This window comes from Achromobacter sp. HZ01, assembly GCF_003267925.1.
Taxonomy (GTDB): Bacteria; Pseudomonadota; Gammaproteobacteria; order Burkholderiales; family Burkholderiaceae_B; genus Achromobacter; species Achromobacter pulmonis_A.
Genome location: NZ_LWKV01000002.1, coordinates 929,254 through 942,978 on the forward strand (window position 1 = coordinate 929,254; position 13,725 = coordinate 942,978).

Sequence of the window (13,725 nt, forward strand, 5' to 3'; positions counted from 1 at the left end):
ATGAAAACAGATACCGATGTGGTCATCATCGGTGCCGGGGTCGGCGGCCTGGTCCTGGCGCTGAGCCTGCACCAGGCCGGCATCGCCTGCCGCGTCTATGAGGCGGTGCGCGAAATCAGGCCCTTGGGCGTGGGCATCAATCTGCTGCCCCACGCCACGCGCGAGCTGGACGAACTGGGCCTGCTGCCCGTGCTCGACCGCATCGCCGTGCGCACGCGCGAATCGGTGTTCTACACGCGGCACGGGCAATTCATCTACAGCGAGCCCGCCGGCATCGACGCCGGCTACGACTGGCCGCAATATTCCATCCACCGCGGCGATCTGCAAATGGCGCTGCTGGGCGCCGTGCGCGAGCGCCTGGGCCACGATAGCGTGGTCGTCGATGCGCGCTGCACCGGCGTGGAACAGGACGCCGATTCCGTCACGGCGCGCTTCCAGGACAACGACGGCAATGCCCTGCCCCCGGTGCGCGGCCGCATCGCGGTGGGTTGCGACGGCATCCACTCGGCCCTGCGCAAGCAGCTTTATCCGCAGGAAGGCGCCCCGCGCTATTCCGGCGTGAACATGTGGCGCGGCACCACGCGCTGCAAGCCCTTTCTGTCCGGCGCCAGCATGGTGCGCGCCGGCTGGCTGTCCACCGGCAAGATGGTGATCTATCCGATCCGCGACAACATCGACGCGGCGGGCAACCAGCTGGTGAACTGGGTGGCCGAGATCGAGGCTGCCGAACCCGCCGTGCGCGACTGGAACCGCAGCGGCCGGCTGGAAGACTTTTTCCCGGCTTTCGCCGACTGGCATTTCGACTGGCTGGACGTCGCGCGCCTGATCCAGGACGCCGACTCGATCCTGGAATATCCGATGGTGGACCAGGACCCGCTGCCCACCTGGACGCGCGGCCGCATGACCCTGCTCGGCGACGCCGCCCACCCCATGGTGCCGCGCGGCTCCAACGGCGCCGGCCAGGCCGTGGTCGACGCCCGCTACCTGACCGGCCAGCTCAAGCGCGTCGGCCTGGAGCCCGAAGCCTTGCAGCACTACGACCGTGTCCGCGTCGAGGCCACCACCCGGGTCGTGCTGACCAACCGCAGCAACCCGCCCGACGCGATCCTGCGCGAAGTCCACCTGCGTTCGGCGGACCGGCCCTACGCCAGGATCGAAGACGTCATCGGCCGCGAAGAACTGGAAGGAATATCGCGCCGCTACAAGGAGGTGGCGGGCTTCGACCCGGCCGCGCTGAAAGCGCGGCCTCCCTACGTGTAGTACGCGCCCCAAGCCGGCGCCCGACCGGCCGAAAGAATGGAGACGAACCATGCGCAAGCTCATACGCATCCTGGCCACGGCGGCATTCGCTTTCGGCTGCGCCGCCGGCCACGCCGCATCCTGGCCTGAGCGCCCGGTCACGCTGATCGTGCCCTTCACGCCGGGCACCGGCATCGACCTGATCGCCCGCCAGCTGGCCGCCAGCCTGCCGCGGACGCTGGGCCAGCCCGTCGTGGTCGAAAACCTGGCGGGCGCCAGCGGCAACATCGGCACCGAAAAAGCGGCGCGCGCCGCCCCCGACGGCTACACCTTCCTGGTGACGGTGAACACGTTCGTCATGAACAGCAGCCTCTACAAGGGCAAGCTGCGGTTCGACCCGCTGAAGGATTTCGCGCCCGTGGGCCTGACATCCTGGGGCTCCCTGCTGCTGGTGACGCATCCTTCCAATCCCGCCAACACGGTTGCCGACGTGGTCCAGGCAGCCAAGGCCGCGCCCGGCAAGCTCAGCTACGGAACGCCGGGCGTGGGCACGCCCCATCACCTGTCGATGGCGCTGTTCCTGGACCGCACCGGCGCCGCCATGCTGCACGTCCCCTACAAAGGCACCTCGGGCGCGGTCACCGACATGCTCGGCGGCCGGCTGGACTATATGTTCCTGCCGGTGCACGTGGCGCTGCCGCAGGTGCAGGCCGGGAAGCTCAAAGTGATCGCCACCGGCAGCCCCAGGCGCCTGCCGCAGCTGCCCGACACGCCCACCCTGACCGAGGCCGGCCTGCAAGGCGCGGACGTGGACATGTGGTACGGCGTGCTGGCGCCCCGGGGCACGCCGGCGGCCATCCTCGACCGCATGAACCGCGAGATCAACGGCATCCTCAAGACACCGGCCACCGCCGCCGCATTCGATGCGCAGGGCATGGTCCCCGCCACCTCGACCCCGGCCGAGTTCGGCGCCCTGATCGCCCGCGACGCCAAACGCTGGGACGACGTCGTCGCCCGAACCGGAATCACCGCGCAATAGCGGCGCCGGCCCCGATCCTTCCACGGACCACCCACTCGACCCTACCCATCCCATGCAACTCCACAGCTTCTTCAACAGCTCCACCTCCTACCGCGTGCGCATCGCGCTGGCGCTCAAGGGGCTGCCCTACGACTACCTGGCCGTGAACCTGCGCAAGCTGGAACAGCGCGGCGCCGACTACGTGGCCCTGAATCCTTCGGCCGGCGTGCCGCTGCTGGTCGACGGCGAGTTCCGGCTGTCGCAGTCGCTGGCCATCATCGACTACCTGGACGCCACGCATCCCGAGCCGCGCCTGATCCCGGCCGACACCGTGCAGCGCGCGCGCGTGCTGGAGCTGTCCGACGCCATCTCCTGCGACATCCATCCCGTCAACAACATGCGCATCCTGCGCTATCTGAAGGACGTGCTGGGCGCGACCGAGGAGCAGAGGAACGACTGGTACCGGCACTGGATCGCCGAAGGCCTGGGCGCCGTGGAGGCGCTGCTGGCCCGCCACGGCCACGGCGCGTACTGCTTCGGCGATGCGCCGACGCTGGCCGACTGCTGCCTGGTGCCGCAGGTGGCGAACGCCCAGCGCATGGGCTGCGACCTGTCGCCCTACCCGCGCGTGCTGCGCGTCCACGAACACTGCAACGCGCACCCGGCCTTCCAGCAGGCCGCGCCGGCGCGCCAACCGGACTACATCCAGTGACGAACCGGGAACCCGACGCCCAGGGCGCGCCGCTGCGCGCCTACACCGATCCCGCCTACCGGCCGCTGTGCGCCACGCTGGCCGAGGTGCGCGCCAACATCGACCGGCTGGACGAGGAGATCGTGAAGCTGATCGCCGAACGCGCCATGTACGTCAAGGACGCCGCGCGCTTCAAGCGCGACGCCTTCCAGGTCAGCGCGCCGGCCCGCCAGGCCCAGGTCTACGACAAGGCGCGGCGGCTGGCCGTGACGCACAACCGGGGCTTCGCCAATCTGGAACAGGTGGTCGACGCCACCTACCGCGCGATGGTCGCCGCCTTCATCGCCAACGAGCAGACGTACTTCGACACCATGCAAGACCTGGGAGGAGACACCCATGCCTGAGTTCTCGACGCCGGCCGCCCTCGCCCTGCCCGTGCGCCGCATCGCCCGCCGCGCGCTGGCGCTTGCGCTTGCCGCCCTGGCGCCGCTGGCCGCGGCGCATGCGCAAACCTGGCCGGCCCAGCCGCTCAAGGCCATCGTGCCGTTCGGCCCGGGCTCCAGCCCCGACCAGGTGGCCCGCATCGTCGGCGAGAAGGCCGGCGCCATTCTGGGCCAGGCCATCGTCATCGAGAACAAGCCGGGCGCCAGCGGCAACATCGGCACCTACGCCATCGCCAACGCCAAGCCCGACGGCTACACCTTCGGCGTGTCCATCACGGGGCCGCTGGTCAACAACACGCTGCTTTTCGACAAGCTGCCCTACGCGCCGGCCACCGACCTGTCGCCGCTCACGCTGGCGGTGCACCAGCCCAACGTGCTGGTGGTGCCCGCCGCGGCCGGCATCGGCAGCGTGGGCCAGCTGCTGCAGGCGCTCAAGCAGAACCCCGACAAGTACAACTTTCCGTCGCCGGGCGCGGGCACGGTTTCGCACCTGGCCGTGGAGCTGATGCTGCAGCAAATCGGCGCGCGCGCCACCCACGTTCCCTATCCGTCCTCGCCGGCCGCGCTCAGTTCGCTGCTGTCGGGCGATACGCAATTCGCCGCGCTGCCGCCCATCGCCGTCATGCCCATGGTGAAGGACGGCCGCCTGAAGGCGCTGGCCGTCACCTCCTCCAAACGCTCGGCCCTGCTGCCCGACATCCCGACGCTGGCCGAGGCCGGCGTGCCGGACATCGAAGGCTCGGCGTGGATCGGTTTCGTGATCTCGTCCAGGGCGCCCGCCGACGTGCGCAAGAAGCTGTCCGACGCCCTGATCCAGGCAGTGCGCGACCCCGAAGTCGCCAAGCGGCTGCAGGCCCAGTTCATGGACCCGGTGGGCGACACGCCGGCCGAATTCCGCGCCTATATGGACGATGAGCTCAATCGCTGGGCGCCGCTGATCCGCAAGCTCGGCATCAAGGCGCAGTAAGGCGACGGACGCGCCGCCGGCCCCCGCAAGGAGAACCAGATGGTCATCACCGAACCCGCCCGCCAGACCCCGCTGTACGGCGAATTCGACGTCGTCGTGCTGGGCGGCGGACCGGCCGGCCTGCTGGCCGCCGCCAGCGCGGCGCGCAACGGCGCCCGCGTGCTGCTGGCGGAGCGCTACGGATTTCTCGGCGGCATGGGTACGGCCGCCGGCGTGTCGAATTTCTGCGGGCTGCACGCCAATGTCCGCGGCGACATCCGCCAGGTCGTGCACGGCATGACCGACGAGCTGCTCGACCGCATGCGCGCCATGGACGGCCTGAACGACCCGCATCTCATCCTCGGCAAGATCCACGCCCAGGCCTACGACATCTCGGCCTTCAAATGCGCCGCCGACGACATGGTCCAGGCCAGCGGCGCGCAGGTGCTGTTCCATGCCCTGGCCACGGGGCTGTCGCGCGGCGAGGACGGGCGGGCCGATGCGCTGTTCCTGGAAACCAAGTCGGGGCGCTGCGCGGTGCGGGCCCGCATCTTCATCGATTGCTCCGGCGACGCCGAGATCGCGCGCTGGGCCGGCCTGCCTTTCGAAAAGGGCGATGAGCGCGGCCGCATGCTTTATCCCACGCTGATGTTCAAGGTCGGCAACGTGGACGGCGCGCGCGCCCGGGAGGCGTGGAAAACCATTCCGCAGCTGATGGACCAGGCCGCCGCCAGCGGCGAGTTCACGTTTCCGCGCCGCGGCGCCATCGTGCGGCCGCAAAAGCACGACTACGAATGGCGCGTCAACGTCACCCAGCTGGCCAACGCCGACGGCAGCGCGGCCGACGGCACCGACGCCGACTCGCTGTCGGCCGGCGAGCTGGAAGGCCGCCGCCAGATCGTGCAGTACCTCGCGTTCCTGCGCGCCAAAGTGCCCGGCTTCGAGCAGGCCTATGTGCTGGACATCGCGCCCCAGCTCGGCATCCGCGAAACGCGCCGGCTCGTGGGCGCCGCGGTGCTGAGCAAGAACGACGTGCTGGGCTGCGCCGACTTCGAGGACTGCATCGGCGTCAACGGCTGGCCGCTGGAAATGCATACCGCCGGCGACGTGCAGTGGCTGTGGCCGCCCATTCCGCAATCGCGCGGCTACAACCAGCTGCCGTTTCGCATGCTGGTGCCGCGCCCCGGCCCGGACGTGGCGGACAACGTGCTGGTGGCCGGGCGCTGCGCGTCCATGACGCACGAAGGCCAATCCGCCGCGCGCGTGAGCGGCAGCTGTTTCGTGATGGGCGAAGCGGCGGGCACCGCCGCGGCGATGGCGCTGCGCGCCGGCGTCGCGCCGGCCGATATATCCATTTCCGCCCTGCAGGCCCAGCTGCGGCAGCAAGGCGCCTTCCTGGGCGGCCAGGACTGAACGGAGCGCAAGCCGAACATGAACGCAAGCAATAACCCTCAAGCCACCGGACAATCCGTCATCGTCGTCGGCGGCGGCATCGGCGGCCTGGCCGCCGCGCTGGCGCTGACCCGCCAGGGCGTCGCGGTGCAGCTGCTGGAGCAGGCCGCCCATATCGGCGAGATCGGCGCCGGCATCCAGCTCGGCCCCAATGCCTTCGCGGCGCTGGACGCGCTGGGCGTGGGCGCGGCGGCGCGCGGACGCGCCGTGTTCACCGACCACATCATCATGATGGACGCGGTCGATGCCCACGAAGTGGTGCGCATCGACACCGGCGAGGCGTTCCGCGAGCGCTTCGGCGGCCCCTACGCCGTCATCCACCGCGCCGACATCCATCTGTCGATACTGGAGGCGGTGCAGCAGAATCCGCTGATCCGCTTTCGCACCTCCACCCAGATCGCCGCCATGTCGCAGGACGGCAAGGGCGTGGAAGTGACGGACACCGAAGGCAACCGCTACCGCGCCGACGCGCTGGTGGGCGCCGACGGCGTGAAGTCCGTGATCCGCGAACACATGGTGGGCGACCCGGCCCGCGTGACCGGCCACGTCGTCTACCGCGCCGTGGTCGACCGCGAGAACATGCCCGAAGAGCTGCGCATCAACGCGCCGGTGCTGTGGGCCGGCCCGCACTGCCACCTGGTGCACTACCCCTTGCGCGGCGGGCTGCAATACAACCTGGTGGTCACCTTCCACAGCCGCGAACAGGAGCAATGGGGCGTGCGCGAGGGCAGCAAGGAAGAGGTGCTGTCCTACTTCGAGGGCATCCATCCGCGCCCGCGCCAGATGCTGGACCGCCCCACCTCCTGGAAACGCTGGGCCACCGCCGACCGCGAGCCCGTGGAACGCTGGGGCCAGGGACGCGCCACGCTGCTGGGCGACGCCGCCCACCCCATGACCCAGTACATGGCCCAGGGCGCCTGCATGGCGCTGGAGGACGCGGTGACGCTGGGCGAGGCCGTGCGCCGATGCGGCCACGACCTGCAAGCCGCCTTCCGCCTCTACGAGTCGGTCCGCATCCCGCGCAGCGCGCGCGTGGTGTGGTCCACCCGCGAGATGGGCAGGCTCTATCACGCGCGGGGCGTCGAACGCACCGTGCGCAACATGCTGTGGACCGGCCGCAGCCAGTCCCAGTTCTACGACGCGTTGCAGTGGCTGTACGGCTGGAAAGTGGAAAACTGCCTCGCGGGGAATACGGCGCAGTAAACACAAAAACAGACTCAGGAGACAACCATGAAAAAGACCTTAGGCGGCGCGGCCGCCGCCCTCGCGCTGGCGCTGTCCTCGTTCGCCGCCTCCGCGCAGACCAAGCCGGTGGAGATCGGCTTCATCGGCACGCTGTCCACGCCGGCCGGCTACATCGGCGAGGACGAGCGCGACGCCTTCATGCTGGCCATCAAGGAAGGCGGCGGCAAGCTGGGCGGCGTGCCGGTCGACCTGCGCGTGGAGGACGATGCGCTCAAGCCCGCCAACGCCAAGCAGATCGCCGACAAGATGGTGCAAAGCGGCGTGCGCCTGTTCACTGGCATCAATTTCTCGAACGTGATGGCGGCGGTCGGCCCCACCGTGCTGAACGCCGGCGCCTTCTACGTCAGCCTCAACGCCGGCCCGTCGAACTACGCCGGCAAGGCCTGCAACCCGAACTACTTCTCGGTGGCCTTCCAGAACGACTCCTACGCCGACACCGCGGGCATCGCGGCCAATGAGCTGGGCGCCAAGCGGGTGGTCATCATGGCGCCCAACTACCAGGCCGGACGCGACGCGGTAGCCGGCTTCAAGCGCACCTACAAGGGCGAGATCGCCGACGAGATCTACACCAAGCTGGAACAGGCCGACTTCTCGGTGGAGCTGGCGCGCATCCGCTCGCTCAAGCCCGACGCCATCTTCCAGTTCCATCCGGGCGGCGCGGGCATCAACCTGACCAAGCAGTTCGCCAATTCCGGACTGGCCGGCCAGATCAAGATGATCACGCCGATCTACTCCATGGACGACCGCATGCTGGCCGCCACCGGCAACGCCGGCGCGGGCTTCTACCTCAGCTCGCTGTGGAGCGCCGACCTGGACAATCCGCAGAACAAGCACTTCGTCGAAGCCTTCACCAAGGCCTACAACCGCGCACCCACGGCCTACGCCGCGCAGGCCTACGACACCGCCAACCTGATCGGCTCGGCGCTGAAGGCCGTGGCCGGCGACGTCGCCGGCCGCGCCGACGACTTCCGCGCCGCGCTGCGCCGCGCCGACTTCCCCAGCGTGCGCGGCAAGTTCAAGTTCGGGCCCAACCAGCATCCGGTCCAGGACTGGTATCTGCTGCACATCGAAGCCGGGCCGGACGGCAAGCTGACCTACAAGAACCTCAAGGTCATCGCCCGCGACCACACCGACGTGCACGCGGCGCAATGCAAGATGTAGGCCAGGACGGGGGCCGGCCGCGGCCGCCCCCCGCCCCGCTCCACAAGGAGTTTCCATGCTGATGTTCCTGGAGCAGGTCTTGAACGGCCTGCAATACAGCGCCTTGCTGTTCCTGTTGTCGGCGGGCTTGACGCTGGTGTTCGGCATCATGAACGTCATCAACCTCACGCACGGCTCGTTCTACATGGTGGGCGCGTTCTGCGCGGCCAGCGCCGCGGCCGCCACCGGCTCGTTCGCCGCGGCGCTGCTGGCCGCGCTCGCCGGCGCGGCCCTGTACGGCCTGGTGGTCGAGCTGCTGGTGATCCGCCACCTGTACCGCCGCGACCACCTGGACCAGGTGCTGGCCACGCTGGGCCTGACGCTGTTCACCAACGAGCTGGTCACGGTGCTGTTCGGCCGCAGCCCGCCCTTCATGGACATCCCGCCGTTCCTGTCGGGGTCGGTGGCGCTGCTGCCGGGCCTGAACTATCCGGTGATGCGGCTGGCCTTCATCGGCGCCGGCGTGCTGGTGGCGATCGGGCTGTGGCTGCTGATCTCGCGCACCCGCGTCGGCATGCTGGTGCGCGCCGGCGCCGACGACGGCGAGATGGTCGACGCGCTGGGCGTGAACATCCAGCGCCTGTTCACGCTGATCTTCACGCTGGGCGCCCTGCTGTGCGGCTTTGCCGGCGTCATGGCCGCGCCCCTGCTGGCGGTGGAGATCGGCATGGGCGAACGCATCCTGATCACGACCTTCGTGGTCATCGTGGTGGGCGGCGTGGGCTCGGTGCGCGGCGCGCTGGCGGGCTCGCTCATGATCGGCATGACCGACGCGCTGGGACGCGCCTACATCCCGTTCTGGATGTCGCGGCTGCTGCCGCCCGAGCTGTCCGATTCCGCCAGCTCCAGCCTGGTGTCGGCCAGCATCTACATCCTGATGGCCATCGTGCTGCTGTTCAAGCCGCGCGGGCTGGTGCCCGCCCAGCGTTAGGAACGAAACCCATGACTCGAAAAATGATCGTCAACACGATCGGGTTCCTGCTGTTCGCCCTGGTGCCGGCCATCGCGTCGGCCACGGGCGAGACCTTCCTGGTCAACCTGATGACCCGCTTTCTCATCTACGCCATCGCCGCGGTCAGCCTGGACCTGATCCTGGGCTACGGCGCCATGGTCAGCTTCGGCCACGCCGCCTTCTTCGGCCTGGGCGGCTACGTGATCGGCATCGTCGGCTTTCACATGAGCCAGGGCGATACGCTGTTCGGCTGGAGCGGCAGCGAAGCCGCGCTGGTGATGTGGCCGCTGGCCGTCGCGGCCGCGGCGCTGGCCGGGCTGGTGGTGGGATTCCTGTCGCTGCGCACCTCGGGCGTGCAGTTCATCATGATCACGCTGGCGTTCGGGCAGATGCTGTATTTCATCCTCGTGGGCCTGATGGTCTACGGCGGCGACGACGGCCTGTCGATCGACGCGCGCAATACCCTGCCCGGGCTGGACATGAACCATCCCGCCACGTTCTACTACGTCTGCCTGGCGCTCCTGACGGCCTGGGTGCTGGCCTGCCGGCGCATCGTCGATTCGCCTTTCGGCATGGCGCTGCAGAGCATCAAGCAGAACCCGCGGCGCAGCGTCGGCCTGGGCCTGGCGCCGCTGCGCTACCGCCTCACCGCCTTCGTGCTGTCGGCCGCCGGCACCGGCCTGGCCGGCGCGCTGTGGGCCAACTACGCGCTCTTCGTCAGTCCGGACATGGCCGCGTGGCAGAAATCCGGCGAACTGATGGCCATGGTCATCCTGGGCGGCATGGGCTCGATCTTCGGGCCGGTGCTGGGCGTGGCCGTGTACCTGGGGCTGGAGCAGGTCGCCACGGCCTGGACCGAGCACTGGATGCTGATCCTGGGCCCGGTGCTGGTGCTGGTGGTGCTGTTCGGCAAGCGCGGCGTGTACGGCTGGCTGGCGGGAGGCAAGCATCATGGCTGAGCAACCCAAACTCGAGATCCGCGACCTGCAGAAGCGCTTCGGCGCCGTGCACGCCACGCAGGGCGTCAACCTGGCCGTGCGGCCGGGCGAACTGCATGCGCTGATCGGCCCCAACGGCGCGGGCAAGACCACGCTGCTGTCGCAGATCAGCGGCGAGATCCTGCCGGACGCCGGCAGCATCCTGCTCGACGGCCACGACATCACCCGCATGCCGGCGCACAAGCGGCCGGCCGCCGGGCTGGCCCGTTCCTTCCAGATCAGCCAGCTCTATCCCGACTTCAGCGCCGAGGACAACGTCGCCATGGCGGTGCAGGCGCACAGCCCGGGCGGCTTCAATCTTTGGAAGAACGCGCGCCGCCTGCCGCCGCTGCGCGAGCCCGCGCGCCAGGCGCTGGAACGCGTCGGCCTGGGCGGACGCGGCGACGTGCGCGTCTCGGCGCTGGCCCACGGCGAGAAACGCCAGCTGGAGCTGGCGATGGCGCTGTCACTGAACGCGTCGGTGCTGCTCCTGGACGAGCCCATGGCCGGCATGGGCGCGGAGGAATCGCAGCGCATGACCGCGCTGCTGCGGGAACTCAAGGGCCGCTACGCCATCCTGCTGGTGGAGCACGACATGGACGCGGTCTTCGCGCTGGCCGACCGCATCACCGTGCTGGTCTACGGCAAGACGATCTTCACCGGCACGCCGGACGAGGTGCGCCGCCACCCCGACGTGCGCGCCGCCTATCTGGGCGAGGAGGAATGATGCTGCAAATCCAGGCATTGCAGGCCGGCTACGGCGCAAGCAAAGTGCTGTTCGGCGTGGACCTCGAGATCGCGCCGCGCCAGGTCGTGTCCCTGATCGGCCGCAACGGCATGGGCAAGACCACCACGGTCAAGACCCTCATGGGCATGCTGCCGGCCCAGGACGGCGCCATCCTGCTCGACGGCAAGCCCATCGCCGGCCTGCCCCCGCACCGCATCGCGCAGCTGGGCATCGGCCTGGTGCCCGAAGGCCGCCGCGTTTTCGGTTCGCTGTCGGTGGAGGAAAACCTGGTCGCCACCGCCCGCAATACCCGCGCGGGCTGGCACGTGGAGCGCGTATTCGAGCTGTTCCCGCGCCTGAAGGAACGCCGCGCGCAGTCGGCCCGCACCCTGTCCGGCGGCGAACAGCAGATGCTGGCCGTGGGCCGCGCGCTGCTCATCAACCCGCGCCTGCTGGTGCTGGACGAAGCCACCGAGGGGCTGGCGCCGCTGATCCGCCAGGAAATCTGGAACTGCCTGCGCCGCCTGAAAGAGGAAGGCCAGACCATCCTGGTGATCGACAAGAACCTGAAGGAAATGGCCACGCTGGTCGACCGCCACCACGTGCTGGAAAAAGGCCGCGTGGTCTGGCAGGGCAGCCCCGCGGAACTCGCCGCGCAGCCGGAGCTGGCGCAGCGGTATCTGGGGGTGTAGTCGTGGCGGCGTCCGATGGGTTTCGCGCGCGCTGCATTCGGGTTCTTGCCCAAGGGATCTCGCGCTACACCCATCCTACGTCAGGGGGGCCGAAGGCGTAGGATGGGTGTAGCGCGGCCAGCCGCCGGCAAAAATGCCGACGCGAATCGCGCGAAACCCATCAGCTCCCCCCAGCGCTCAGTTCAGGCTGGCGCCCGAGATCTTCACGATCTCCTGGTACTTCGCCTTCTCGCTCTTGACGAAGGCGGCGAACGCCTCGGGCGTCATCGGGCCGGCTTCCGAGCCCATCGTCAGCAGGCGCTGCTTGACGTCGGGCTGCTGCATCGCTTCGGCGTAGGCCTGGTTCAGCTTGGCGACCACCGGGGCGGGCGTGCCGCCCGTGGTGAACACGCCGAACCAGGTGCCCAGGTCGAAGCCCTTGACGCCCGATTCCTCCACCGTCGGCACGTCGGCCAGCAGCGAGGAACGCTGGGCCGTGGTGACGGCCAGCGCCTTGACCTTGCCGTCCTTGATCAGCGGCGCCGAGGCCGCCAGGTTGTCGAACATGAAGTCCGACTGGCCCGACAGCAGCGCCAGCTGGGCCGGGGCCGCGCCCTGGTAGGGAATGTGCTCGACCTTGATGCCGGCGCGCGCCTTCAGCAGCTCGCCCGACAGGTGGCCGGCGCTGCCGTTGCCGCCCGAGCCGTAGTTCAGTTTGCCGGGATTCTGCTTGGCGTAGGCGATCAGGTCGGACAGTTTTTCGATCTTGTTCTTCTGGGCGAACTCCAGGTTCATCACCAGCACGTTGGGCACCGAGGCCACGATGGTGACGGGCGCGAAGTCCTTCACCGGGTCGTACGGCAGGTTGGCGAACAGCCAGGGGTTGATCGCGTGGGTCGCGACCGCGCCCATCACCAGCGTATAACCGTCGGCCGGCGCCTTGGCCACCAGGTCGGCGCCGATATTGCCGCCCGCGCCCGAGCGGTTCTCGACGATGACGGGCTGGCCCAGCGAGCCGCGCACCTTCTCGGCCAGCATGCGGGCCATGGTGTCCAGCGGACCGCCGGGCGGATAGGGCACGACGAAGCGCAGCGGCTTGGTCGGGAAGTCGGCGGCGGCGCCGGCGGGCGCGCAGAAAGGCAGGGTCGCGGCCAGCGCCACGGCGCCTTGCAGCAGGGCGCGGCGCATCGCGCTGCGGGGGGTGGGCTTCATTGATTGTTCTCCTCGCTCTGGAATGATTGCGGTCAGTAGCATACTCCAGGCCGCGGAGATGGTAACAAAGCAATACCGTCGAAAGCGTCAGGAAACCGACGGCGCCGCGTCCCAATCCGGCCGCCGCCTGGCCTTGGCCGCAGCGATTCCCTCGATCGCCTCGCTGCGCAGCTGGCTGGCGAAACACCGCGACGCCGAATCCAGATAGGCGCCCAGTTCTTCCTCGTGCCAGCGCTGCTGGCCGAACAGTCCCCGCAGCATCCGCTTGGTCTGCCCGGCGGCGCGGGGCGCGGCGTCCACGCAGCGCCGCAGCATGCCGGCCACGCCCTCCTCCCAGTCCTGCCCGGCATCGAAAACGTAGTCGAGCAGGCCGATGGCGCGCGCCGCATCGGCGTCGATGCGCTCGCCGGTCAGCATCATCCGGCGGGCCGCCTGCACGCCGATGCGGGCCGCGACGAACGGCAGGATCTGCGCCGGCACCAGGCCGATCGAGACTTCGGGAAAGCCGAAGCGCGCCCCGCGCAAGCCGGCGGCGATATCGGCGGCGCAGACCAGGCCCGCGCCGCCGCCCATGGCCGCCCCCTGCGCCAGCACCACGGTGATCTTGGAGCAGCCGGCGAAGCGTTCCAGGAAGCGTCCATAGCGCCGGTTGCCCAGCGCCACCGGGTCCTGTCCGTCGGCGTCGGGACGCGCGGCGATCCGGTCCGCGACGTTGCCCAGGTTGCCGCCGGCGCTGAACGCCGGCCCCGCCGCGCCGATCGCCACGACCCTCACGGCCGGGTCGGCTTCGGCCTGGCCGAGCGCGTCCTCCAGCCGCTCGACCATTTCGCCGCCCAGCGGATTGCGCGTCTCGGGCCGGTTCAGGGTCAGGTGGAAAACCGCGCCGTCGCGCCGGGTGAGCAGCGGCGCGTCGGCCGCCCCGTTAGATTGCGCCAGGTTCATGTGTACGGCT

At 69.5% G+C, this 13,725-nt stretch carries 14 protein-coding genes; 12 read left to right on the plus strand and 2 right to left on the minus strand.

From position 1 onward, the window contains the following. The 12 genes from A6B37_RS13285 to A6B37_RS13340 are packed head-to-tail and all read left to right on the plus strand — an operon-like array spanning position 1 to position 11,582. The gene (locus tag A6B37_RS13285) at positions 1 to 1,260 is read left to right on the plus strand and encodes a flavin-dependent oxidoreductase (protein WP_102773353.1); all 1,260 of its coding nucleotides are present in this window, start codon (positions 1 to 3) and stop codon (positions 1,258 to 1,260) included. A 49-nt stretch (positions 1,261 to 1,309) separates the two neighbouring features. Continuing rightward, positions 1,310 to 2,278, plus strand: coding sequence for a tripartite tricarboxylate transporter substrate binding protein (locus A6B37_RS13290; RefSeq protein ID WP_102773352.1), 969 nt, complete (start codon positions 1,310 to 1,312; stop codon positions 2,276 to 2,278). 52 nt (positions 2,279 to 2,330) lie between these two features. Further along, entirely contained in the window at positions 2,331 to 2,969 is a 639-nt protein-coding gene (gene maiA / locus A6B37_RS13295; RefSeq protein ID WP_102773351.1) for a maleylacetoacetate isomerase, read from the plus strand. Further along, positions 2,966 to 3,352: a chorismate mutase gene (locus A6B37_RS13300; protein ID WP_111826022.1), complete on the plus strand. Its 387-nt coding sequence runs from the start codon at positions 2,966 to 2,968 to the stop codon at positions 3,350 to 3,352. Before maiA ends, A6B37_RS13300 begins: the two co-directional genes overlap by 4 nt. Then, on the plus strand, positions 3,345 to 4,358 hold the full coding sequence (locus A6B37_RS13305; protein ID WP_111826023.1) for a tripartite tricarboxylate transporter substrate binding protein: 1,014 nt from the start codon (positions 3,345 to 3,347) through the stop codon (positions 4,356 to 4,358). The genes A6B37_RS13300 and A6B37_RS13305 overlap by 8 nt, the downstream gene beginning before the upstream one ends. A 39-nt stretch (positions 4,359 to 4,397) precedes the next feature. Continuing rightward, positions 4,398 to 5,750, plus strand: a complete 1,353-nt coding sequence (locus tag A6B37_RS13310; RefSeq protein WP_111826024.1) for an FAD-dependent oxidoreductase — start codon at positions 4,398 to 4,400, stop codon at positions 5,748 to 5,750. Positions 5,751 to 5,768: 18 nt separating this feature from the next. After that, positions 5,769 to 6,992: a 3-hydroxybenzoate 6-monooxygenase gene (locus A6B37_RS13315; RefSeq protein ID WP_111826025.1), complete on the plus strand. Its 1,224-nt coding sequence runs from the start codon at positions 5,769 to 5,771 to the stop codon at positions 6,990 to 6,992. 27 nt (positions 6,993 to 7,019) lie between these two features. Further along, entirely contained in the window at positions 7,020 to 8,195 is a 1,176-nt protein-coding gene (locus tag A6B37_RS13320; protein ID WP_111826026.1) for an ABC transporter substrate-binding protein, read from the plus strand. A 55-nt stretch (positions 8,196 to 8,250) separates the two neighbouring features. Further along, positions 8,251 to 9,165 carry a branched-chain amino acid ABC transporter permease gene (locus tag A6B37_RS13325; protein ID WP_102773345.1) on the plus strand — a complete coding sequence of 305 codons (915 nt, stop codon included), beginning with the start codon at positions 8,251 to 8,253 and terminating at the stop codon, positions 9,163 to 9,165. An 11-nt stretch (positions 9,166 to 9,176) separates the two neighbouring features. After that, positions 9,177 to 10,145, plus strand: coding sequence for a branched-chain amino acid ABC transporter permease (locus A6B37_RS13330; protein ID WP_111826027.1), 969 nt, complete (start codon positions 9,177 to 9,179; stop codon positions 10,143 to 10,145). Then, a complete protein-coding gene (locus tag A6B37_RS13335) occupies positions 10,138 to 10,890 on the plus strand; it encodes an ABC transporter ATP-binding protein (RefSeq protein ID WP_102773343.1) in 753 nt (250 codons plus the stop codon). Before A6B37_RS13330 ends, A6B37_RS13335 begins: the two co-directional genes overlap by 8 nt. After that, a complete protein-coding gene (locus A6B37_RS13340; protein ID WP_111826028.1) occupies positions 10,890 to 11,582 on the plus strand; it encodes an ABC transporter ATP-binding protein in 693 nt (230 codons plus the stop codon). Before A6B37_RS13335 ends, A6B37_RS13340 begins: the two co-directional genes overlap by 1 nt. A gap of 177 nt (positions 11,583 to 11,759) precedes the next feature. Here the strand turns inward: A6B37_RS13340 and A6B37_RS13345 are convergent, their stop codons facing one another. Then, a complete protein-coding gene (locus A6B37_RS13345) occupies positions 11,760 to 12,773 on the minus strand; it encodes a tripartite tricarboxylate transporter substrate binding protein (protein WP_102773341.1) in 1,014 nt (337 codons plus the stop codon). Positions 12,774 to 12,860: 87 nt separating this feature from the next. Then, positions 12,861 to 13,715 carry an enoyl-CoA hydratase/isomerase family protein gene (locus tag A6B37_RS13350; RefSeq protein ID WP_102773340.1) on the minus strand — a complete coding sequence of 285 codons (855 nt, stop codon included), beginning with the start codon at positions 13,713 to 13,715 and terminating at the stop codon, positions 12,861 to 12,863. Positions 13,716 to 13,725: the final 10 nt, after the last annotated feature.